Source organism: Bacillus basilensis (assembly GCF_050630465.1).
Classification (GTDB): Bacteria; Bacillota; Bacilli; order Bacillales; family Bacillaceae_G; genus Bacillus_A; species Bacillus_A basilensis.
In genome coordinates this window covers 1-24,568 of sequence record NZ_JBNTQO010000011.1, presented here as the reverse complement: position 1 = coordinate 24,568, position 24,568 = coordinate 1, and the positions used below count along the sequence as shown (strand labels likewise).

Annotated in this window: 13 protein-coding genes and 1 pseudogene; 6 read left to right on the top strand and 8 right to left on the bottom strand. The window is 35.2% G+C overall.

Translation table 11 applies throughout. The annotated features are described in order from the left end of the window. Positions 1 to 27 precede the first annotated feature (27 nt). Positions 28 to 1,310: pseudogene (locus ACQVV1_RS19400) on the bottom strand (acetyl-CoA C-acetyltransferase). 9 nt (positions 1,311 to 1,319) lie between these two features. Continuing rightward, a complete protein-coding gene (locus ACQVV1_RS19395) occupies positions 1,320 to 3,431 on the bottom strand; it encodes a (Fe-S)-binding protein (protein ID WP_431169393.1) in 2,112 nt (703 codons plus the stop codon). Positions 3,432 to 3,738: 307 nt separating this feature from the next. Here ACQVV1_RS19395 and cls point away from each other — a divergent pair, with 307 nt between their 5' ends. The 3 genes from cls to ACQVV1_RS19380 all read left to right on the top strand — a co-directional run bounded on the left by cls (position 3,739) and on the right by ACQVV1_RS19380 (position 8,709). Continuing rightward, positions 3,739 to 4,932 (top strand): cardiolipin synthase, encoded by a 1,194-nt coding sequence (cls, locus tag ACQVV1_RS19390; protein ID WP_063222534.1) that lies wholly within the window; start codon positions 3,739 to 3,741, stop codon positions 4,930 to 4,932. A gap of 20 nt (positions 4,933 to 4,952) precedes the next feature. Beyond that, the gene (uvsE, locus tag ACQVV1_RS19385; RefSeq protein WP_242254192.1) at positions 4,953 to 5,906 is read left to right on the top strand and encodes a UV DNA damage repair endonuclease UvsE; all 954 of its coding nucleotides are present in this window, start codon (positions 4,953 to 4,955) and stop codon (positions 5,904 to 5,906) included. 124 nt (positions 5,907 to 6,030) lie between these two features. Next, complete coding sequence (locus ACQVV1_RS19380; protein WP_242254190.1) at positions 6,031 to 8,709, top strand: DUF4084 domain-containing protein; 2,679 nt, start codon at positions 6,031 to 6,033, stop codon at positions 8,707 to 8,709. Positions 8,710 to 8,725: 16 nt separating this feature from the next. Here the strand turns inward: ACQVV1_RS19380 and ACQVV1_RS19375 are convergent, their stop codons facing one another. Continuing rightward, positions 8,726 to 8,863 (bottom strand): quorum-sensing peptide PapR, encoded by a 138-nt coding sequence (locus ACQVV1_RS19375; RefSeq protein ID WP_063222537.1) that lies wholly within the window; start codon positions 8,861 to 8,863, stop codon positions 8,726 to 8,728. 83 nt (positions 8,864 to 8,946) lie between these two features. After that, positions 8,947 to 9,810, bottom strand: a complete 864-nt coding sequence (locus tag ACQVV1_RS19370; protein WP_063222538.1) for a helix-turn-helix domain-containing protein — start codon at positions 9,808 to 9,810, stop codon at positions 8,947 to 8,949. 342 nt (positions 9,811 to 10,152) lie between these two features. Between ACQVV1_RS19370 and ACQVV1_RS19365 the strand changes: the two genes are divergently transcribed. Next, positions 10,153 to 10,524 carry a bacillolysin gene (locus ACQVV1_RS19365; protein ID WP_313897241.1) on the top strand — a complete coding sequence of 124 codons (372 nt, stop codon included), beginning with the start codon at positions 10,153 to 10,155 and terminating at the stop codon, positions 10,522 to 10,524. 12 nt (positions 10,525 to 10,536) lie between these two features. Here ACQVV1_RS19365 and ACQVV1_RS19360 read toward each other — a convergent pair whose 3' ends face one another. From ACQVV1_RS19360 to ACQVV1_RS19345, 4 genes are read right to left on the bottom strand one after another with little or no spacing between them, the layout of a single operon-like run. Then, a complete protein-coding gene (locus ACQVV1_RS19360; RefSeq protein WP_000619254.1) occupies positions 10,537 to 11,139 on the bottom strand; it encodes a response regulator transcription factor in 603 nt (200 codons plus the stop codon). Beyond that, positions 11,136 to 12,266, bottom strand: a complete 1,131-nt coding sequence (locus tag ACQVV1_RS19355; RefSeq protein WP_431169392.1) for a sensor histidine kinase — start codon at positions 12,264 to 12,266, stop codon at positions 11,136 to 11,138. Before ACQVV1_RS19355 ends, ACQVV1_RS19360 begins: the two co-directional genes overlap by 4 nt. Further along, positions 12,267 to 13,001 carry an ABC transporter permease gene (locus ACQVV1_RS19350; protein ID WP_242254186.1) on the bottom strand — a complete coding sequence of 245 codons (735 nt, stop codon included), beginning with the start codon at positions 12,999 to 13,001 and terminating at the stop codon, positions 12,267 to 12,269. Next, positions 12,998 to 13,900, bottom strand: a complete 903-nt coding sequence (locus tag ACQVV1_RS19345) for an ABC transporter ATP-binding protein (RefSeq protein WP_242254184.1) — start codon at positions 13,898 to 13,900, stop codon at positions 12,998 to 13,000. The genes ACQVV1_RS19350 and ACQVV1_RS19345 overlap by 4 nt, the downstream gene beginning before the upstream one ends. A 157-nt stretch (positions 13,901 to 14,057) precedes the next feature. Here ACQVV1_RS19345 and map point away from each other — a divergent pair, with 157 nt between their 5' ends. Together map and ACQVV1_RS19335 are read left to right on the top strand one after the other, a co-directional pair. Next, entirely contained in the window at positions 14,058 to 14,852 is a 795-nt protein-coding gene (map, locus tag ACQVV1_RS19340) for a type I methionyl aminopeptidase (protein WP_309259557.1), read from the top strand. A 726-nt stretch (positions 14,853 to 15,578) separates the two neighbouring features. Continuing rightward, positions 15,579 to 24,568, top strand: an 8,990-nt coding sequence (locus tag ACQVV1_RS19335) for a SpaA isopeptide-forming pilin-related protein (protein WP_431169391.1), incomplete at its 3' end; no start/stop codon positions are given.

The following is a 24,568-nucleotide window of genomic DNA, read 5'->3' as shown; positions in this document are numbered from 1 at the left end:
AATAAACTATATACCTTCTAATCTTAATTAGTGAACTTCAATCATCACTGCATCGCCTTGACCGCCACCGCTACAAATAGAAGCAATTCCAATTCCGCCGCCGCGCTGCTTCAGTGCATGAATAAGTGTAACGATAATGCGCGCACCGCTTGCTCCAATCGGATGCCCCATTGCCACTGCGCCGCCATTTACATTCAGTTTTTCCGGATCAATTCCTGCGATTTCTGTACTTGCAATCGCTACCGCTGCAAATGCTTCATTAATCTCGAATAAATCAATGTCTTCAATTGTCTTGCCTGTTTTTTTCAACAATGCATTAATTGCATAACCTGGTGTTCTTGGGAAATCTTTAGATTCCACCGCAATTGCTGTATGCGCCAAAATTGTCGCTAACGGCTTTCTTCCTTCTTGCTTCGCTCTGTCTTCGCTCATTAGTACAAGTGCAGCACCACCATCGTTTAGTCCTGGCGCATTACCAGCCGTCACCGCCGCTTTCTTATCAAATACAGGTTTTAGTTTCGCTAATTTTTCAACCGTTGTATCTTCACGCGGTGCCTCATCCTTTGCAACAACAATAGGATCGCCTTTTCTTTGCGGAATTGTTACGGGTACAATTTCCTCTTCAAAACGTCCTTCTTTATGCGCTGAAACCGCGCGTTGATGGCTACGATATGCCCATTCGTCTTGCGCTTCGCGAGAGATCCCATCTTCCTTCGCAACTTCTCCGCCATAAACGCCCATGTGTATCCCTGAAAATGCGCATGTTAAACCGTCTGCCACGTTTAAATCGATAACTTCGTTGTTACCCATTCTGTATCCCCATCTTGCCCCACGCAAAATGTAAGGACTGTTACTCATTGATTCCATTCCACCAGCTACAATCAGTGATTGATCACCAGTACGAATAATTTGATCCGCTAACGTAACCGCACGAAGCCCTGAAGCACAAACTTTATTCACTGTTTCCGTCTGCACTTCCCAAGGGATTCCAGCAGCTCTCGCAGCTTGACGCGATGGAATTTGCCCCTGTCCGCCTTGAATAACCGTTCCGAATATAACCTCCTCAACATCACTAGCAGAAACATTTGCTCTTTCAAGCGCCGCTTTAATCGCAATTCCTCCAAGTTCTGTTGCTTTTACGTCTTTTAAAGATCCTCCAAATTTCCCAACCGGTGTTCTTGCAGCACTTAAAATAACTGTTTTACTCATGTCTATTTCCCCCATTTTTTTATTAGCGCTGAGCGCTCGCTCGGTATTCTTACGTTGAGAAGAGGTGCAATCATTGCACCTCTCTCTAAATTTGTATACATGCTTGCAGATTACATTGCTTCTTTCTTCTGTCCGATAACAGAGCGTTCTAAAATCTCTGTTACATCAAGAGTTTGAACCTTCTCTTCTACCTCTTTCGCTTTCGTCCCATCACTAATCATCGTTAAGCAATATGGACAACCTGTACCGATAATGGATGGTTGCACAGCTAATGCTTGTTCTGTACGAGCAACGTTAATACGAGAACCTGCTGTTTCCTCCATCCACATTAAGCCACCACCTGCGCCACAACACATTCCCGTTTCACGATTACGTGCCATTTCCACAAGATTCACGCCAGGAATCGCTTTCAAAATATCACGTGGTGCTTCATATACTTCGTTGTATCTTCCTAAATAACAGGAATCATGGTACGTAACTGTTTCCTCAATAGCGTGAACAGGTTTTAAACGTCCTTCTTTCACCCACTGAGCTAACAGTTCTGTATGATGATAGACTTCTGCTTGCAAGCCAAAGTCTGGATACTCATTTTTAAATGTGTTATAAGCATGAGGGTCAATCGTAACGATTTTCTTCACTCCTGCTTTTTCAAATTCTTCAATATTCTTTGTCGCCATCTCTTGGAATACAAATTCATTTCCAAGGCGGCGCGGTGTATCTCCAGAGTTCTTTTCTTTATTACCGAGAATCGCGAATGAAATGCCTGCCTCGTTCATTAACTTTGCAAACGATATCGCAATCTTTTGACTACGATTGTCGTATGATCCCATCGAACCAACCCAGAATAAATATTCAAACTCCTCGCCAGCTTTCGATTTTTCTTTTACAGTTGGAACTGTTACTTCATCGTCACCTTGGCGCCATGTTTCACGCTCTTTACGGTTTAGACCCCACGGATTCCCTTGACGCTCGATGTTCGTCATCGCACGCTGCGCTTCCGCGTCCATCTTTCCTTCTGTTAAAACGAGATAGCGGCGTAAATCAATAATTTTGTCAACATGCTCATTCATAACCGGACACTGGTCTTCACAGTTACGGCAAGTTGTACATGCCCAAATCTCTTCTTCTGTAATAACATCTCCGATTAAACTCGGATCGTAAGCGAGTGCTGTAGCTGCTGATTCTTGCTGCCCTTTCCCAGCTGCCATCATCGCTAACTGATTTCCTTGTGTATTATTAAAAGCAACTACTGGAACCCACGGTGCTTTTGACGTTATAGCCGCTCCTTTATCAGTTAAATGATCGCGAAGTTTTAAAATTAAATCCATCGGCGATAACATTTTTCCTGTTCCTGTTGCCGGACACATATTTGTACAACGACCACACTCTACGCAAGCGTATAAATCAATAAGCTGATTTTGTCTAAAGTCTTCAATTTTACCGACACCAAATGTTTCTTGTGTTTCATCTTCAAAGTCAATTTTTTCAAGTTTCCCTGGATTTGAAAGACGACCGAAGAATACGTTAGCTGGTCCTGCAATTAAATGCGCGTGTTTTGATTGTGGTACGTACACTAAAAACGTTAACAAAATTAATAGATGCACCCACCAAGAGAAATAGAACACAGAAATGGCTACGGTTTCATTTATCCCTGAGAAAACGTAAGCGATTGCAGAAGCGATTGGTTCACTCCATGAAAGCTCCTCGCCGTGCCATATAATTCCCATCCCATTACCGAGTAGCACAGAAATCATTAAGCCACCAATAAAGATAAGAACAAGGCCTGATTTGAAATTACGTTTTAAACGAACTAGCTTCTCGACATAACGTCTATGAAAAGCCCAAAAGACTGCAATTAAAATAACAAGTGTGACAATTTCCTGGAAGAATGTAAATGCAGGGTATAGTGGTCCAAGTGGAAGATGTGATCCTGGTGCGAGTCCTTTCCAAACGAAGTCAATTGCTCCAAATTGGACAAGAATAAATCCGTAAAAGAACATAACGTGAATAATGCCGCTCTTCTTATCTTTCAGCAGCTTTTTTTGACCGAAAACATTGACCTTAAGAAGACCCCAACGCTCTTTAAAACGACGGTCAAATTCAATCTTTTTTCCTAACTGTATGTAGGCCATCCTCGTTCGTATAAGATATACAAACAAATATCCCGCATAAGCAATAACAGCAATGGCAGCCAGCCAATTAATGATCAGTAAGCTATTCATTTTTATGCTACCCCTCTCTTTGTAAGCCCTCTTTCTTTTTTTAGAATCTTCGAAAACATATAATTTTCTGAATTTTTCCCCTACCTTTATTATATAATGAGTGAGCATTCAGTCAACAGTTTTTTGTTATACAACAACATATTTTTTCATAAAGCTGTTTATTTCGGTGAAACTATAAAGTGAAACTTTAATGAGTAAGAAGCTATTCATTCCCTACTCATTATTAGCCCGCAAATAACGGGATAAAGTGTAAGTATGATTTATACACAACTGATGGTGAAAAGACCGTGAAGGAGGGAATTTACTCATGTTCTTCTTATCTCTCTTGTTAATAGGCAGTGCTCTGTGGATTGTAATCGACCTTTCTTATGGGAGAATTGTTCATTTAAAGCGTGTACATTCTCGTTCTTTCCCTTTACGTCAAAGTGATTTTCACCTTTATACATACGGAAAAGATTTGTATGACGCCCTATTTACTGATATAAAACAGGCGAAACGCCATGTGCACGTTTTGTTCTTCATTGTAAAAAACGATAAAATCAGTCGTGAATTTTTAAAGTTACTGATCGATAAGGCAAAGGAAGGAATTGAAGTAAGACTTTTACTCGATCGATTGGGAAGCCACTATTTATCAAACGAGGCAATTCGCTCCCTGCAAAAACATGGTATCTCTTTTTCATTTTGTCACAAAGTAAAGTTTCCTTTCCCTTTCTTCTCTGCAAATCAAAGAAACCATAGAAAAATTACAGTCATTGACGGAAAAATTGGTTATATCGGAGGATTTAATATTGGTGAAGAGTATTTGGGACATAATGAACGATTAGGATTATGGAGAGACTATCATTTACGTCTTACAGGCGAAGGAGTACAAGATTTACAAAAACAATTTTTACATGACTGGTTTGATGATACAAACCAAAATTTATTGAATGCTTCTCTTTATTTTCCGAAACAGCAACCCGGCACTATCCAACATCAATTTATTCCGACTGATGGTGCGTATTTACAACATACTTTTTTACATTTAATTGAAGGGGCAAAAAAGGAACTCTTTATCGGTACACCCTATTTCATTCCGGGAAAAAAAATTATGAATGCATTATTAAAAGCACGCAAACGTGGGGTTCAAATTACGATTCTCGTTCCAGAAAAAGCTGATCACGCCCTTGTTCGAGAAGCGAAGTTCCCATATTGCCGAAAGTTAATACGAGCCGGGTGTAATATTTACGCATTTCAACAAGGTTTTTTTCACGCTAAAGTTATTATAGTGGATGATTATATTTGTGATATCGGAACTGCAAACTTTGATATGAGAAGTTTATATATTAACCATGAAATCAACTGCATTTTATATGATAAACATTTTATACAAGCAGTAAAAAGCAAATTCCATGAAGATCTAGAAAACGCGTCATTACTTTCCTTTGAAGATGTTAGCCCACTTTCTCTTATTGATAGAGGAAAAGAATGGATAGGAACGATACTTGCTTTCTTCCTATAAATAAAAGAGGTGTATTCATTATGATTATGCGGTTCGGATATGTCTCACATGCAATGGCACTCTGGAACTGTTCTCCGGCTAAAACGATGACATTTACAAGCTTTCAAAAGCTCAGTAAACAAGAGCGAGAAGATAAATTATACGATGTTACAAGGCAGAATCTTGAGCATACAATACGTATTCTTCATTACAATATAGCGCATGAAATCCCATTATATCGCATGTCATCTTCCATTGTCCCGCTTGCAACACATCCCGAAGTCGAGTTTGATTATATCGGGACATTTACACCGCTTTGGCGTAAAATCGGGGCATTAATTAAAGAACACAATTTACGAGTAAGTTTTCATCCAAATCAATTTACCCTATTCACAAGCGACAAGCCACATATTACAACTAACGCTATTACAGATATGACCTATCATTATAAGGTATTAGATGCAATAGGAATTGCAGATACTTCTTATATTAACATCCATGTAGGTGGTGCCTATGGAAATAAAGAAAAAGCAATTGGACGTTTCCATGAAAACATAAAAAAACTTCCTGCACATATAAAAAAGCAAATGACACTTGAAAACGATGATAAAACATATACAACTGCTGAAACTTTATCTATTTGCCAAAAAGAAAAGATCCCTTTCGTATTTGATTATCATCATCACATGGCAAACCTTTGCGAGGAACCGCTAGAAGTGTTACTTCCTGCAATTTTTGAAACTTGGTCACATACAAATATCCCTCCTAAAGTTCACATTTCCTCCCCTAAATCCAAAAAAGAATTTAGGGCTCACGCTGAATATATTGATTTAGAGTTTATTAAGCCTTTCTTACACATTGCTAAAAAAAACAATCATAATTTCGATATTATGATTGAAAGTAAACAGAAAGATTTAGCAATGTTGCAATTCATACATGAATTATCCTCTATAAGAGGGATAAAAAGAATAAAAAGCGCAACGCTACAATGGTAAATTGTAATGTTGTGCTTTTTTTTAAAAAGTAATTCTTATAGTAAAAATGTTCCTATTTTATATGCTATTATTTAAATTAGCATTTTCCCCCTGAGATTCAACTTTATTGAAACGGAGTCATAATATGATTAATCAAAAAAAATATGTACAATTTGTCATAATTTATATTTGTATATTTTCTCTTTGGATATTCTTTATTCCAAATGAGTGGAATATAAAAGAAATTGGAATCCTTTTCTTATTTTGTTTTGCTGCAATCTTTTCTTGTTATTGCTCATATAAAGCAATTAAGAAGATGAAACGCGGTGATAAATTATTTTGGGTGTTATTATTATGCACTTGCCTATGTGGATTGGCTATGGAGATAACTTTATTTCTTCATTCACTTTCTATATGTAATCAAGTCATATTCTCATATGAGGCACTACCTTTTTTCATCATACAATATATTTTACTCTTTTCTGGCTTTGCTATAAAGTTCATAAAACATTACTCTATTAGAGGCCTTGCCCAATTTTCATTCGATAGTATCTTTATCGTTATTATGAATATTTATTTTACCTTAACTTTTATTTTGGACCTTTCAAGCTTCAATATGCTAACAAAGGGTACGTGGGTTTTAATCGGATACTTTATCGCACAATCATTAGTAATTTACGCCGTTATTAGCCTATATAGAAGAGAACAATATTCTTCTAGTAGAATTTCATTAATTATTGGTTTTACTATCATTCTCGTTTACGGATATATACAGTTGTTCCAGTTAAACATAGGAATGCAAACTTCTGCTGAAGTCTCTTATTTAATACATACCGCTTCAATTTTATTAATTGGTTTGTCGTCCATACTATATATTTTAGATAAACCAATACAGCATGAAACGAAAACAAAATATTATCGATTTGATTATGTGCGCTTTATATTACCTTATTTTAGTATAATCATTACTTTTTCTTTTATTCTCTTTCAACCTTGGGATGATAAGTTCATGTTAATCGGTCTAGTATTATCACTCATCTTATTATTCCTACGACAACTTTACATGTGGAAAGATAATAAAGTATTAATCGATACATATGAACAGCTGACTACACAACTAGAAGATGAAGTTGAAGAAGGTGCATTTGCATTATCCAAAAGTGAACAACGCTATAAATCTTTATTTGAAGATCATCCCGATGCTGTTTTCTCTTTAAATATGAATGGTATTTTCCAACAATCTAATACAGCTTGTGAAAGCTTATTTACTGCCTACTATTGTGAAGTAGAAAGCTACTCCCTTTTACACTTTATTGATCCAAAAGACCATGATTTACTACAGAAAGCTTTACAAATAACAAAAGAAGGTAGACCACAAACCTTAGAAGTTCGCACAAAAGAAAAAGAAGGCTATTACTATTATCTTCACATTACACTCATCCCTATTTTCATAAACAAAGAAGTTGTTGGGATGTTCGGCATAGCACGTGATATTACAACTTTATATGAAAAACAAAAACAAGTAGAACATTTAGCCTTTCATGATGCACTTACTGGATTACCAAATCGTCGAAAGTTTGAAAAGGATTTAAAAGACATTTTAAACACAGCTCAAACTAGTGCAAATGATGTTGCCATCATGTTCCTTGATTTAGATCGATTCAAAAAAATTAACGATAGACTTGGTCACGACGTCGGAGATTTATTATTAATTGAAGTAGCAAAAAGGTTACGCAGTTGCTTGCGTTCAAAGGATGTCGTTGCTCGCCAAGGCGGAGATGAGTTTACAATTTTATTACCAGATATGTACTCAGAAAAGAGTGCAATATTTATAGCTGAACAGATTTTAACCATTTTAAACAAACCATTCTTCATTAAAGATGAAGAATTGTCTATTACACCAAGTATCGGAATTGCAATGTACCCTGATTATGGAACAGATGTAACAGAATTAATGAAAAATGCTGATATGGCTATGTATCGCGCGAAAGCAAATGGAAAAAACAGATTCGTTTTCTTCTCAAAAGAAATGAGTATTGCTCAAAATGAGAGTAACTTCTTAGAAGGGGAACTTTCAAAAGCATTACAACAAAATGAATTTTTCCTTGAATACCAGCCACAAGTAAGCACAAAAACAAAACAAATTATCGGCTTTGAAGCATTAATTCGTTGGAAACATCCAAAACTCGGTATCGTATCCCCTGCCCAGTTCATTCCGCTAGCGGAGGAAACCGGATTTATTATTGAGCTTGGAAATTGGATTTTACGTACCGCCTGCTTAGAGGCAAAAAGGTGGCATAATCAAGGTTTTTCTCACTTGAAAGTTGGTGTGAATTTATCTGTTGTTCAATTTAACCATGCAGATTTAATCCCAACCATTTCAAAAGTATTAGAAGAAACAGAGCTAAAACCAGAAGCATTAGATATTGAAATTACGGAAAGTATCGCAATTAATCAAAATCAATCTGTAGTTGCAAAGTTAGAACAGCTTCAAAATCTCGGTATTCAAATTTCAATCGACGACTTTGGAACTGGTTATAGTTCTTTAGCTTATTTAACAAAATATCCAATTAACACATTAAAAATTGCTCGAGAATTTATTTGCGGCATTACAACTAGCCCTTTAGAGGAAGCGATTATTTCTTCTATTATTACACTATCAAAAGAACTACATTTAGAAGTTATTGCGGAAGGTGTAGAGACCGAGGAACAATGGAAGTTTTTATATGAGCAAAACTGTGACAACATTCAAGGGTTCTTTATTAGCAAGCCTGTTTCTAGTAAAGATGTTTGGAGGTTACTCCACAAAAAAACAACCGTCTAAGTAAGACGGTTGTTTTTTAATGTTCAAACGGTATATCACGAGCTAATTGTACTTGATCTTGCTGATTTATTAGCACTTGCTCTTGACTTACTCCAAAGGCAATACCAGACAACATTGCAACGGCTACTAAACTACAAACAAGAAATTTCTTCATATTTATCACCCTATGTTTTTTCTTGTAAATATATCACAAAAATATACTTGTAAAATATGCAAATATGCATATCGGAACCAACCTTAATTTAAATATTTCTTTTTCTTTAATACAGCCGCTTTATATGAATGCAAATCTAATAAATCAAAGAATAAAGAAGCTTTTTCATAAACTTCTTTAATTTCATTTGATGCATAATCTAATTTCTCCAGACACTCACCCTTTTGGTAATATAAATGCCCAATTAACTCCATACTTCCTATATGACAGGAAGTCTCAATTGCTTCATTCAATTGATATAGTGCATCTTCAAAATGATTACTCAAACATAAAGCTTTTGCATAGTTATATCGAACTTTAACTATAAATACTTGATTATTGTTAAATGATTCTAACTGTTTTAAAATTTCTCGGAATAGTGTCATTGCTTTGTCCAATTGATCGTTTTCTGCATAAATGATTGCAATAGAATTTTCAATATATAAATCTTGAAATACATCTACCCCTCCATATGATTGATGTACAATTTTTTTTAACTCTAAAATACAATATTCAAAATCGAGTTTCTTCAAAACATATGCAGATAAGTAATAGTACCAAAGAAGAAACTGATTAAATTCTGGATGGGATTTTTCTTTCTTAAGTTCATTTGAAACAATTTTATAAATTTCATCATATTTTTTTTTCTTGCTCAATACTTGAATTCGATCTTTAAACTGCTTTTTCCTCTCAATATCAGAATAAATGAGTACCTCATAAAAATGAGTAATGGGAACTTGTAATTTTGCTGCAATACCTTGCAATATATCCATACTTGGGTATACTGCGCCTGCTTCAATTCTGCTCACTTCCGATTGATGACATATGTTATCAGACAACTGTTTTTGTGTTAATCCTCTCATCACCCTAATTTTCTTTATTTCATTTCCTAATTTTTCTGCGTTCATACTTACTCACCATCCCATTATAACAATCTAATTTTTTGAGTTGTCATACCACTACAATAATGTGAATTCGACAATTTTTGATATGAAATAATGCATAATATATATAAAATTCGGCAAATTTTTCATACAATCCATCTCACATAATATAATAGACTAGTAATTTTATAGATAAATTATAGAAAATTTGCCCGTGCTTTCGTTACATTCGGTCTTCTTTATCCTTTATCAGCAGAAGCTATTCATGCCCAAGAATTAAATAAAAATGAAGTGAAAGTTGAAATTGCTCAGCCTGGTTTAACAATTGGGAAATTAACAGAACCTCAAAATGATACGAAAGAAAATATTGCGAAAAAGTATTTAAAAGGTGAGGTAAACGGGGCTAAAGCTCAACAAGAACAAGTCACTACTGAAAAAAATGTAGATTTCCAACCTACAAATAAAGAAACAAAAGAAAATCAAACCGAAGTTCGCCCTGCACAAACTTACAAAAACTATAAAGTATATGGCCAAAATCTCATTGTAAAAGTAGATAAAAATGGAGTAATCACAACTGTTAGTGGTAAAGTTGTTCAAAATTTAGATCAACAACCTAATCTTACTATAACAAATTTTTTGTCGAAAAATGAAGTGAAATCTAAATTACGCGATATAGTTCAAATTCTAGGTGATGCAACCGAGACGGAATTACAAGAAAAAGAAGTTTACCACTCATAGGTAAACTTCTTTTCATATCCATCCCTTTTCTTCCGCAATTGTAATTGCCTCAATTCTATTTTTCGCATCAAGCTTCGTTAATACTTCAGAAATATAATTACGTACTGTACCAGGTGAAAGATAAAGTGCCTTCGCAATTTCATTTGCCGTCTTTCCTTCTTTCGCAAGTAACAATACTTCTTTTTCGCGATCCGATAAAGGATTTTGCTCCTGCCATAAGCCGAACATTAAATCTTGAGAGATCTCCCGTTTTCCTTTCATTACATTGCGAATTGATGCGGCTAAATCTTCACTTGGGCTATCTTTTAATAAATATCCGTGCACCCCAGCTTTCATTGCTCGTTCAAAATATCCAGGGCGCGCAAATGTTGTTAAAATCATTACTTTGCATGCTGATTTTTCTTTCTTTAATGTTTCCGCAACATCTAATCCACTTTGAATTGGCATTTCAATATCCATAATGCTTACATCAGGCTTTAACGATTCAATTAGTTTTAGCGCCTCTTCCCCGTTCGCAGCTTGCCCAATTACTTCAATATCATCTTCTAGATCAAGCAGGGCCCCTAATGCACCACGAAGCATCCGTTGATCTTCTGCAATAATAATTCGAATCATACCCTCACCTCATCTTTTCCTGTTCGAATAACAACTGGAACTTTTACTGTTAATAGTGTCCCTGGATTAATCGTACCCATTTCAACAAATCCATCAATAAGAGCGATTCGCTCTTTTATGCCACGAATGCCATTTCCATCATGGTTTTGATCTGCTAAGCCAATTCCGTTATCTTCTACTATCAAAATTAATTCGCCTTGTAATTCTAGTACAGAAACTGTGCAACGCGTTGCCTTACTATGCTTTACAACATTTGTCACAGCCTCACGTAAACACATTCCTAAAATATTTTGTTCAATAGGTGATAACGAACTCGCACTCGTTTCTTGTTTGATCTCTAATCCAATATTAGCAGCTTGTAAGATTGCTTTTATTTGCTCAAGCTCTTCTTCTACTGTAATCATGCGCATATCAGAAATTAATTCCCTTAGCTGCTTTAAAGCGGTACGAGATGTTTGTGTAATTTCCTTCGCTTCCGCACTTGCACGCTCCGGATTTTTTACAATTAACTTCTCCACAAGCTGACTTTTTAAAGTAATGAGTGATAACGTGTGCCCTAACGTATCATGAAGATCCCTTGCAATCCGCTGCCGTTCTTCACGTTTTACTAAGTCTTTAATTTGTTCATTCGCTTCATTTAATTGATTTCTTAACATCCTTTTCTGATTAAAGTTGCGCATACCAAATGGTGTAAGAAGCATTAAAATAAACATTGGAACAATATTTACTAAACTTGTAGTCGTTAGTTGATTCATATTTACAAATAAAAATGCCCCAAGCATTATAACTAACAAACATAATAGTACTCGAAATACTTTCTTATTTGGCGTAAATCCCATCGCACTTGCCGTGAAAAAACCAAAGAATATCATGAAAGGATTGTAAAATAAAGCAAATAAAAAGATGAGTATCATTTGGATACATGCCCAAAAAACAAACGTCCTCTGCACAAAATAAAGCTGACGGTATGTGATGATAAAAACTATCAACATACCGCTTCCCATTACAAGCTTCCACCCTGATGCCTGCGCTAAATGGTAAATTGGAAATAATAGATAAACAAACCACATATACGGGAAGAAACCCATATGTTTCGGAAAAATTTCAATCCTCTTCTTCTCTATCATTTATACCGCTTCCTGTCCTTTTCTTATATATATTGATATTACAACAAATATAAGGAAATAACCTCCTAATACCGCGATATTTTCCCAACCAACTGATTTTCCAGCTACAATATCCCATGCACCGCTTCCAAAGTGGTATGTTGGTGTCCATTCACCGATAGATCTTAATATTTTCGGGAATACTTCAATCGGCATCCATAGACCACCAAGAATTGCTAAACACATATTTAAAATGTTTGCTAATCCTGCTGCTGCATCAACCTTTTTAATAGAACCGACTATCGATCCAAGCGCTAAAAATGGTGTTACACCTAGTAATAGCCATAAACCAGCGCCTATCCATTGACCAAACGTTAACTGAACATCATTAATTAAAATACCTGCTATAAAAATAACTACGATTGAAAATACATTTACTACTGTTTGTGAAACAATTTTTGCAGAAATATATGCCCCTTCTGGCAAAGGTGTGATTCTCAACAGTTGTGCCCACCCTTTTTGTCTTTCCTCAGAAAGACGAACACCGAAGCTAAAAAGTGCCGTTCCAATAATACTGAATGAAGTCATAGAAATTAAATAGTGAGCTTTCCATTCATTCCCGTTCTGTGGCACTTGAACAACATTTGTGAAAATATAGTAAAACATAACTGGCATTAATAATGAAAAAAAGATAAATAATTTATTGCGAAACGTACGTAATATCTCCATCTTACATTGCATCAAAAACGCTCTCATGCGATTTCCCCCTTCTGATTTGAGACAAATTGTTCAAATGCTTCATCAAGACTTCCACGTTCAACTGAAACATCTGTTACAGGTAAATTCTTTTGATAAATCGCCTTTAAAGTTGCATCTGTATCTTCAGTTGTTAAAGTGAAGTGCCCTTCGTTTGACTGTACTTCTGTTACATATGGTAATTCCTTTAGCAATCTTGTAGGAATACTTTCCTTCGAATAAAACGTAATTGTTTTTCGCGAAATCGTCGCCTTCATCTCATCCGGTGTACCATCTGCGATAATCTTTCCGTTCGCAAACAATAAAATACGATTCGCCAACGCATCCGCTTCTTCTAAATAGTGCGTCGTTAAAATAATCGTTTTCCCTTCACTTGCTAACTTTCGAATTGTTTCCCAAAATGTTCTTCGAGACGTAATATCCATTCCAACTGTCGGTTCGTCTAAAAATAGTAAATCCGGATTTCCCGCAAGTGCGAGCGCAAAGTTCAATCTTCTTTTTTGCCCACCTGATAATTTCTCACATCTTTGCTTTCGCTCCGATTTTAAATTTGATAACTGTAGTAACGTTTCTTTCGCTACCGGATTCGTATAATAGCTACGGAATAACTCAATTGCCTCTTCGACTGTAATGCTATCAATGACACTTACTTCTTGTAGCATCGCGCCGAGGCTATTACGAACATCTCTATGTTTTGGACTCTTTCCAAATATAGAAACAGTTCCTTCCGTCGGATCCTTTAATCCAAGCATCATCGACATCGTCGTCGTTTTCCCTGCACCATTCGGTCCAAGCAGTGCTACGATCTCTCCTTTATTCACATGAAATGAAACGTTATTTACTGCGTTTTTATGTTTAAATGTTTTAGAAACACTATTTACTTCAATAATCTTTTCCATCTCTCCACCCCCGCTGTTTCTTATATTTACATTGTATTATTTGGAAAACTTAGGAAACAGTATGATGCGTCATAACATCGATATGACAATTGTCATGTATTCCTTATGAGACGAATCCCCCCGCATACTGCAAGCGAGTAGCAGGACGAAAATAAACATGATACAATCGGGTAAGATATATATTCGAGGAAGGACAGTGGTTTTCATGATTATTCGTAATGAACAAGATTTAGAAGGCTTACGAAAAATCGGCCGCATCGTTGCGCTTGCACGTGAAGAAATGAAAAAACAAGCAAAGCCAGGCATGACAACGAAAGAGCTAGATTTGATTGGTAAAAAAATATTAGATGAGCATGGTGCTATTTCTGCACCTGAAAAAGAATATGATTTCCCTGGCGTAACTTGCATCAGTGTAAACGAAGAAGTTGCTCACGGTATTCCCGGAGATCGTGCATTAAAAGAAGGCGACCTTGTAAATGTCGACGTATCTGCTGCACTTGATGGTTATTATGCAGATACAGGTATTTCATTTGTACTTGGAGAAGATGAAGCAAAAGAAAAGCTTTGCCAAGCAGCTGTTGATGCATTTTGGGCAGCAATGAAAAAAGTTAAAGCTGGTTCAAAACAAAACCAAATTGGGCGTGCTGTTTCAAACTTTGCACATAAAAATGGATACAATGTGATTCAAAACTTGACTGGTCACGGTATTGGTCTGAGCTTACATGAAGCACCAAATCACATTTTAAGCTACTTTGATCCAATGGATAATGCGCTTCTAAAAGACGGTCTTGTGATCGCTGTAGAACCATTCATTTCTATGAAAGCTGATCATATTATCGAACGTGGCGATGATGGTTGGACATTCGTTACACCTGATAAAAGCCTTGTTGCACAATGTGAACATACAGTTGTCGTAACTCGCGGCGAACCGATTATTTTAACAGAAATATAAAAAAGAACCGCTTCTTAGTAAGAAGCGGTTCTTTTTACATACTTTTTCGAAAAGAAGCAATACGGTTGAACTCTTTTACATTTACATATATAATTTTTAACGAAGGTTATTGATGATTATCTCTTATAAAAGATGATCAAGGGAGTACCTTCTTTTTTTATTTAACAGCATCGATTAAAGTAATGCGTTCTATTTATCATAAAACGCTATCTTCGCTTTAATCTACGAATTGTATACTCTTTTAGGCAGTACATATTTTCTTCATCCTGACCAAATTCAAGCTACATTTTATTACTACCTCAATATGAAAGAATTTTTTACAACAGGATACATTATTTTGGTTAGCATGTATCGTAAAACGATCCTTTATAACGATTCTTTGCACATTGCAAGAATACAAATCATTATAAAATAGTTTAAGTATTTACTGCATATTTTTTGTATGTACCTATTTTATAAAGAACCACATAACAAGTCACATCCTATAAAGGTCTGATATCATTCCTTATCAGTATTCCATTCGACATTTTTTGTCGAAATTTGTATATTCACTCCCTATATTATTAGAATATGCATTTATTTTACGTTACAAAGCATCGAATATGAACACCTTTCCTAGAGAGTATACGTAGTAAAGGAGGCATTACGTAAAGCACATTGATCCATGACAAACAATCCCTTCACAAAGCATTTTTATGCAATAAAAGGATTCATAAAGGAGGCACAATGAAAAAACTTTTCAATATATGTTTAATTGTATTTGTACTATTTTCGCAGCTTGCTAGTTTCCCATACAATCAAGTAAAAGCGGAAACCTTAACGGGGAATTCATTATTTGACACTGTTGAAATGAAAGATGCAACGGATCATATTATTGACGAAGCAAAAAATCCTAACAACTTAATAAAGATAGGATCAACTATTCAAGTAGAATATGCTTGGTCAATAAAGGATCAACAAGTTGTACATGCAAACGATACAGCAGTAATTCAAATACCACTTGCATTAAAAGTATCTAAAGATGTGCAAGGAGATTTAGTAACAGATCAAAAAAATATTGGTCAATATTTTATAACAGCTAAAGATAATAAATTAAAACTAATATTTAATGATCAAGTAGAAAATTCTAAAGATACTAAAGGAAAAATTAAAATTGATACTGTGTTTAACCCAACTTTAAAAACTGAAGAAAAATCAGTTCAAATCGCTTTTCCTTTAGGAACACTGGTTCAGCCTATAACAGTTCCTATTCAAGTAGAAGATTCTAAAGAAGATGGCACCAAACAGGATTCTAATAAACAAGTGCAAGATCGAGTAGCTAAACCTGTTACCGATAATCCTGAGCAAGATTCAGCAACTAAACCTGCTACTGACGATCCGGAACAAAATCCAGTAACTAAACCTGTTACTGATAATTCTGAGCAAGATTCAGCAACTAAACTTGCTACTGACGATCCGGAACAAAATCCAGTAACTAAACCTGTTACTGATAATCCTAAGCAAGATTCAGTAACCAAACCTGCTACTGATGATCCAGAACAAAACCCAGCAACTAAATCTGCTACTGACAATCCAGAACAAAAGCTAGCAAGCGATCCTGCTGAGAATACAAATTCAGGTCCAAAGCAAATAACAACAAACATTTTAACGGGTGTAAAGTTGACGGACAAAGACGGAAAACCATTTACAAAGGATAACCGTCCAAGTACAGATTCCCCTGCCAATATTGAGTTTACATGGGAACTTTTAAAATCAATGAATGTGAAAAGCGGAGATTACTATATTTTTGATCTTCCTAAACACTTTAAGATTTACAATACGATTAACAGTCCTTTATACGATAGTGAAAACAATCCAATTGGTAATTTCACCGTTACAAAAGATGGAAAAGTCACGATGACATTCAACGATTATGTTGAGGAACATCCAGATGTTGTTGGTAACCTACAATTAAAAACAGAATTTAATAAAGCTGAAATTAAAGGTACAACAACACAAGAAATTCCTTTCCCAATTAAAGATAAAGATGTTTCTATTACAGTTGACTTTAAGCCTAATGTACAAACAACTACGAATAAAAAAGGGTTACCTGATAGACCAATTAATACAAATGAAATTAATTGGACAGTAGAGATGAACAAAACGAAAGACACTCTTAAAAACGCTGTTTTTAAAGATAACATCCCACAAGGTACAAGTTTAAATAAGGATTCTATTAAAGTTTATTATTTAGAAGTTGATGTTAACGGGAACGCAACACGTGGTAAAGAAGCTGATCCAGCAGATTACAAAATTATTTCATCAGATGGTTCAAAATTGGAGATTGCTTTTAAAGATTCTATTAAAGAAGCATATCAAATCGAATATGTCACAAAAATCACTGATGAAAACGTAAAAAGCTTCCATAATAACGTTACGATAACGAGTGATAATCAAGAGCAACAAAAAGCAAGCTCTACTGTAACAGTCTCTCGTGGTACACATTTAAACAAAACAAGTAAATATGATCCAAAGACCCAAATAATTGAATGGACAATTACTTACAACGGTGATCAAAGAAATATCAAAAAAACAGATGCACTTTTAAAAGATATTTTTGACGATACACATGAACTAGATGTAAATTCTATCATTGTGAAAAACGCTTCATACGATGATAAAGGAAGGCTTGTAACAGGAGATGCTGTTAATAATTACACTGTAAGTAACAAGAAGAATGGATTCGATTTACAGTTTAATGAAGATATTAATAGTGCTTATGTAATTACCTATAAAACAAAGCCAACTAATAATGTCATAAAAGATGGAAAAATAAAGAATACAGTTACAGCTGATAATGGCTCAAGTAAAGAAAATGAGGCTGGCTTCCAGCAGCAAAATATTATTAAATCTAATAATAAAGCTGAAACAAATTATAAAGACAAAACAACAACCTGGACAATTACGGTAAATAATAACAACTATCCATTAAACAACGCGATCATTACGGATACCTTTGACCATGGTGGATTACAATTAAAAGATAAAAAACTAGAAATTAAAGATGGAGATTATACCCTTCAAGCTGGGACTGATTATGTTTTAGATGTAACAGATAAAGGTTTCACAATTACCCTTATAGATACATATCAGTCTAATATGACAAAGACATTAGTCGTAAAATATACGACAGACTTTGACTATACAAAATTAGAAAGTGGTGAAACTTCATTTAAAAATACAGGTAATCTATCTTGGATAGACGCAGGGTCCAATCCACAATCAAATAAAGTTGAAGCGGACTTTGATCCTGATACTTTCACAAAGGCGAATGGATATAAATATGGTTCTTATAACGCCCAAACGAAAGAAATCACTTGGATAATAGGTTTTAATTATAATAATGTTGAGATTAAAGATCCATATGTTATAGACGTAATACAAGATAAACAAAAGTTAGTACCAGGATCCATTGAAGTGCGCCATATGATTTTAAATGGAAGCCCGGATAATGCAAGACCTGGTGATGCAGTACCAATTGAGCAGTATGAGCTTGAAGAACCTACAGATAAAAATAAAAACACCCTACAGGTTCATTTCAAACAATCAATTAATTCACCTTACTATATTATCTTTAAAACAAGCCTCGATGGTGAACTTATCCAAGGCACCTACAAAAACGAGGCAGAGTTAAAAGATGGCTCTAAAATTGTAAATACTCTTAAAGGTGACGCTCAAGTAAATAAAGGTGGCAGCTTCGTTACTAAAAAAGCTGTGCAAGACGACAACTATATTAATTGGAGTATTGCAATTAACGAAAGCCAATCCACCATTGCAGACGCAGTTGTAACAGACGATCCAACAGACAATCAGGTACTTGTGGCAGATTCATTCCACTTATACCCTACAACTGTTGATCCATATGGAAATTTAACAAAAGATACAGCAAATGAATTAAAACAAGGAACAGACTATAAGTTAACGATCACAACAGACAATAATACTGGAAAGCAACATTTTGAAATTGCTTTCTTGAAGAAAATTGATCGAGCTTATATTTTAGAATATCGCTCACTTATTAATGCAGACGATAAAGAAAAAGTGAGTAATAAAGCAAAAATCGCTGGCAATCAGTTAACAGTTAAAAATACAGAAACTGTTGAAACGATTGAGGTGAGAATGTCTTCCGGTTCGGGTGGAGGATCTGCTACTAAAGGGCGCGGAAACCTTGAAATTATAAAGGTAGATAACGACAATAAGAAAGTACCATTGTCCGGGGCAGAATTTACTTTATACGATCGTACAGGAAAAACCGTTATCCGTGAAATAACAACAGACAAAGATGGTATTGCTAAGTTTAATAACTTAAAGCGTGATAAATATTTATTAAAAGAAACAAAAGCTCCTGAGGGCTATGTAATTAGCTGGGATTTAAAACAGGGAAAAATTGTTGAACTTGGTTCACAAGAGACTACAACATATAAACTTGTAAATAAGAAATTTGTCGGTAAAGTAGTTTTAACAAAGTCTGATGACCTGAATAAAAACGTAACACTGCAAGGTGCCGTTTTCACACTACTTGATAAAGACAAAAAAATAATTTCAGAACACGAAAAATTAACAACAAATAACAAAGGACAAATTACTATAGATAATTTAAAGCCAGGAACTTACTATTTACAAGAAACAACTGCTCCTGAGCATTATAAATTAGACAGTACACTTATTAAATTTACAATCAAAGAAGATCAAACGACTGTAATAAACCGAACTGCAACAAACAGCTTGATTCCAGGATCGGCCATTTTAACAAAAGTCGATAAAGACGGAAAAACTTTAGCAGGTGCGGAGTTCAGTGTACGAGATCAATATAACAATGTAATTCGTGGATATGAAAAATTAACGACAAATGATCAAGGACAAATTGAAGCAAAAGATTTACGTCCTGGGGACTATCGATTTGTTGAAGAAAAAGCACCTAAAGATTACGACATAGATAAAAAACCAATTGAGTTTACAATTGTAAAAAGTCAAAAGAAAGCAGTTACTGTTACTGCGACGAATCACCTCATTAAAGGTGGCGTCACTTTAACAAAAACTGATGATATCGACGGTACAGCTCTTGAAGGTGCTGTATTTAAAATTGTTGATGCTAATGATGAAAAGAAAGTCATTCGCGAAAATGTAAAAACTGGTGCGGATGGTAAAGTAACTGTTAAAGACTTAGAGCCTGGCACGTATAAATTTATTGAAACAGAATCTCCTAAGGATTATGTGTTAAATGCAAATCCTATCGAGTTTACAATCGATAAAAGCCAACAGTCTTTTGCTACTGTTACAGCAACAAACAGTTTAAAAACCGGAGAAGTGGAATTATTAAAAGTTGATGAGTTTGGTGAGAAAAAGCCGCTAGAAGGTGCTGTATTCAAACTTGTCGATGCTAATAATAATGAAGTTCCCCCTCACACTAACTTAACTACCGATAAAAAAGGGAAATTTAAAGTTAGTAATTTACGTCCTGGTACGTATAAATTTATTGAAACAGCTGCTCCTGAACATTACGTTTTACGAGCAGAACCTATTGAATTTACAATCGATAGAAGTCAAAAAGAAACTCTACTTGTGAAAGCTGAAAATGCTTTAAAACCAGGAGATGTTGAATTAACGAAAGTTGATGATATCGATGGTACAGCTCTTGAAGGTGCTGTATTTAAAATTGTTGATGCTAATGATGAAAAGAAAGTCATTCGCGAAAATGTAAAAACTGGTGCAGATGGTAAGGCTATCGCTACTGGTTTACGCCCTGGCAATTATAAATTTATCGAAGTAACAGCACCGAAGTATTACGATAAAAATACACAGCCTATCGAGTTCACGATTAAAGAAAGTCAAGGAACTTCACCAATTACTGTTACGGCTAAAAATAGCTTAACAAAAGGCGGTATTGAATTAACAAAAGTGAATGCTGCAGATGAAAAGGAAACACTTGAAGGTGCAGTATTTAAAATCGTTAATAGAGATACGAATGAAGATGCTCGTACGGAACTTGTTACGAATAGTAACGGAATGCTAGTTGTTGACGACTTACGTCCCGGTAACTATAAACTTATCGAAACAAAGGCTCCAACTTATTACGATGTAAATGTAGAACCTATTGAATTTACAATCGAAAAAGGACAACAAAAACTTCTTCCACTTACATTTAAAAATAGTTTAACGAAAGGAAAAGTTAAACTTATTAAAGAAGATGATGTGGAAAGTAGTATCGCTCTTGCCGGCGCAGTGTTCACATTACAAGACGCAACTGGTAAAGAAATTGCGAAAGATTTAAAAACAGATGATTACGGAGTAATAGTTATTCCTGATTTAGCACCAGGAGATTATCAATTTATTGAAACAGCTGCTCCTGAACATTATAAATTAGATCAAACACCTATTAAGTTCACAATTAAAAAAGGTAGCAAGGATGATCTTCCAGTCCCTGTCACTGTAACAAATAGTTTACTTACAGGTGGCGTTACTTTAACAAAAGTTGATGACATTGATGACGTTACTCTTGAAGGCGCAGTATTTATAATTGTTGATGCTCATGATACGACAAAGGTAGTTCGTAAAGGATTAACTACCGATGAACATGGTAAAGTTTCTGCTTCTGATTTACGTCCAGGTGACTATCAATTTATTGAAGTAAAAGCCCCAAAATACTATGACTTAAGGAAAGATCCTATTCCGTTCACTATCGGAAAAAGTCAAAAAGAAAATATTAACGTTACCGCTACTAACAGCTTAACGAAAGGTGGCGTCATTTTAACAAAAATTGATGACATCGATCGTACAATGCTGAAAAATGCAGTATTTAAAATTGTGGATATGGATGGTAAAGAAGTTCGCACAAACCTTATTACAGATGACAATGGTGAAATTTCTGTTTCTAATTTACGTCCAGGAGACTATCAGTTTATTGAAACAGCTGCTCCTGAACATTATGTGTTAGATGAGAATCCGATTCCATTTAAGATTGAACGAAACCAAACGAAAAAGATTCCTGTTACAGGAAAAAATACTTTGAAAAAAGGTAGCGTTGAATTAACAAAAATTGACGATATTGATACTGATACAAAGCTGGCTAATGCTGTATTTGATTTATTAGATGCAGACGGAGAGGTAGTTAAAGAAGGCTTAAAAACAAATGATGACGGAAAAATTGTTGTTGAAAACCTACGTCCGGGTACGTATCAATTCGTTGAGACAATTGCTCCTGAACATTACGATTTAAATAAAAAACCGATTGAATTTACAATTAAGAAAAGCCAAACTGAAACTCTTCATATTACGGCTAAAAACGCTCTAACAAAAGGTGCAGTGGAACTTTCTAAAGTAGATGACATCGATGGCACTAAACTTGAAGGCGCAGTATTTAACGTCGTTGATATGAAGGGTACTGTAATTCATAAAGGCCTTGTTACAAATAGTAAAGGGAAAATTGAAGTTAACGACCTACGTCCTGGTGATTACCAATTCATCGAAACAGAAGCTCCTAAGCATTACGTTTTAGATGAAACACCAATCGATTTCACTATTGAAAAAGGACAGAAGAAAGCTATTTCTTTAACTGCTAAAAATAGCTTACAACAAGGTAGTATTGAACTAATTAAAGTAGATGATCTAAACGATCAAATGAAACTTTCTGATGCAGTATTTAATTTACTAGACCAAAACGGGAAAGTGCTTAAAACAGATTTAAAAACAAATAATGAAGGAAAAATCGTTGTTGAAAATTTACGTCCTGGCACGTATCAATTTGTCGAAACAACGGCTCCGAAACATTATGATTTAGACAAAAAGCCCATTATAGTTACAGTTGAAAAAAGCCAAAAAGATATTGCTACTGTTACTATGAAAAATAGTTTAACAAAAGGTGGCGTTGAACTTTCTAAAGTGGATGACGTCGACGGTACTACTCTTGAAGGCGCAGTATTTAACATTGTTGATATGAAGGGTACTGTAATTCATAAAGACCTTGTTACAAATGGTAAAGGAAAAATCGAAATTAACGACCTACGTCCGGGTGATTATCAATTCATCGAGACAAAGGCTCCAAAACATTACGATTTAAATAAAGAACCAATTCCTTTCACTATCGAAAAAGGACAAGCTGAACCGATTTCTGTTACTGCTAAAAATAGTTTAACAAAAGGTGCTGTAGAGCTTTCTAAAGTGGATGATATCGACGGTACAGCTCTTGAAGGTGCTGTATTTAAAATTGTTGATATGAACGGGAATGACGTTCGCATTGGCATTACGACAGATGCGAAAGGGAAAGTTTCTATTCCTGATTTACATCCTGGAGACTATCAATTTATTGAAACAACACCTCCTAAGCACTATAAACTAGATGCTACACCGATTAAATTTACAATTGAGAAAAGCCAAGCAGAGAAGTTACAAGTCACTGCTAAGAACAGCTTAATTGAAGGTGCTGTAGAATTAATTAAAGTTGATGATATAAATCTAGATACAAAACTTTCTGATGCAGTATTTAACATCATTGATGCGACAGGGAAAGTTGTTCGCACGAACTTAACTACTGATAAAGACGGGAAAGTTTCTGCTTCTAATTTACGACCAGGAGATTATCAATTCGTTGAAACGAAAGCTCCGAAACATTATGATTTAAATAAAACACCGATTCCTTTCACTATCGAGAAAAGCCAACCAACTCACGTTTCTGTTACTGCTAAAAATGGCTTAACTAAGGGTGGCGTTGAATTAACGAAAGTTGACTCTTTAGATTTGAAAGAAACGCTAGAAGATGCTGTATTTAAAATTACTGATATGAACGGTAATGATATTCGTACAAATTTAGTTACCAATAAAGACGGAAAAATCATCGCTAAAGACTTACAACCTGGAGACTATCAATTTATTGAAACGAAAGCTCCGAAACATTATGACTTAAATGAAAATCCTATTAAGTTCACAATTGAAAGAAGTCAAACAAAACACGTCTTCGTTACAGCTACCAACAGCTTAACGAAAGGTAGTGTGGAGTTAATTAAAGTTGATGATGTTGAAGAAAACACAACACTTGAGGGTGCGGTATTTAAAATTGTTAATAAGAATGGACACGACGTCCGTACTGATTTAACTACTGATAAAAACGGCCGTTTAGTTGTGGATGAATTACCGCCAGGAGACTATGAGTTTATCGAAACAAAAGCTCCTAATCACTATGACTTAAACGAAACACCTATTAAATTCACTGTTAAAAAAGGACAAGAAAAAATCGCTTCCGTTACTGCTACAAATAGCTTAATAACGGGCGCTGTTGAACTTTCTAAAGTGGACGATGTCGACGGTTCTGTTCTTAAAGACGCTGTATTTAAAATCGTTGATATGAACGGCAACGACGTTCGTTCTGATTTAACTACTGATAAAGATGGCAAAATTTCTGTTTCTGATTTACGTCCGGGAGACTATCAGTTTATTGAAACGAAGGCTCCGAAACATTACGATCTAAATCAAAACCCTATCAAGTTTACCGTTGAAAAGAGTCAAACGGCTACAGCTTCTGTTACTGCTATGAATAGCTTGACTAAAGGCGCTGTTGAATTAACTAAAGTCGACGACATCGACGGCTCTACTCTTGAAGGGGCTATCTTTAAAATCGTTGATATGAACGGCAACGACGTTCGTTCTGATTTAACTACTGATAAAGATGGCAAAATTTCTGTTTC

Excerpts from the sequence above, each read along its gene's own strand:
- ACQVV1_RS19395 (WP_431169393.1), bottom strand. The coding sequence starts at position 3,431 with ATGAATAGCTTACTGATCATTAATTGGCTGGCTGCCATTGCTGTTATT.
- ACQVV1_RS19345 (WP_242254184.1), bottom strand. The coding sequence starts at position 13,900 with ATGGAAAAGATTATTGAAGTAAATAGTGTTTCTAAAACATTTAAACAT.
- ACQVV1_RS19360 (WP_000619254.1), bottom strand. The coding sequence starts at position 11,139 with ATGATTCGAATTATTATTGCAGAAGATCAACGGATGCTTCGTGGTGCA.
- cls (WP_063222534.1), top strand. The coding sequence starts at position 3,739 with ATGTTCTTCTTATCTCTCTTGTTAATAGGCAGTGCTCTGTGGATTGTA.
- ACQVV1_RS19380 (WP_242254190.1), top strand. The coding sequence starts at position 6,031 with ATGATTAATCAAAAAAAATATGTACAATTTGTCATAATTTATATTTGT.
- ACQVV1_RS19350 (WP_242254186.1), bottom strand. The coding sequence starts at position 13,001 with ATGAGAGCGTTTTTGATGCAATGTAAGATGGAGATATTACGTACGTTT.
- ACQVV1_RS19370 (WP_063222538.1), bottom strand. The coding sequence starts at position 9,810 with ATGAACGCAGAAAAATTAGGAAATGAAATAAAGAAAATTAGGGTGATG.
- ACQVV1_RS19355 (WP_431169392.1), bottom strand. The coding sequence starts at position 12,266 with ATGATAGAGAAGAAGAGGATTGAAATTTTTCCGAAACATATGGGTTTC.
- ACQVV1_RS19375 (WP_063222537.1), bottom strand. The coding sequence starts at position 8,863 with ATGAAGAAATTTCTTGTTTGTAGTTTAGTAGCCGTTGCAATGTTGTCT.
- map (WP_309259557.1), top strand. The coding sequence starts at position 14,058 with ATGATACAATCGGGTAAGATATATATTCGAGGAAGGACAGTGGTTTTC.
- uvsE (WP_242254192.1), top strand. The coding sequence starts at position 4,953 with ATGATTATGCGGTTCGGATATGTCTCACATGCAATGGCACTCTGGAAC.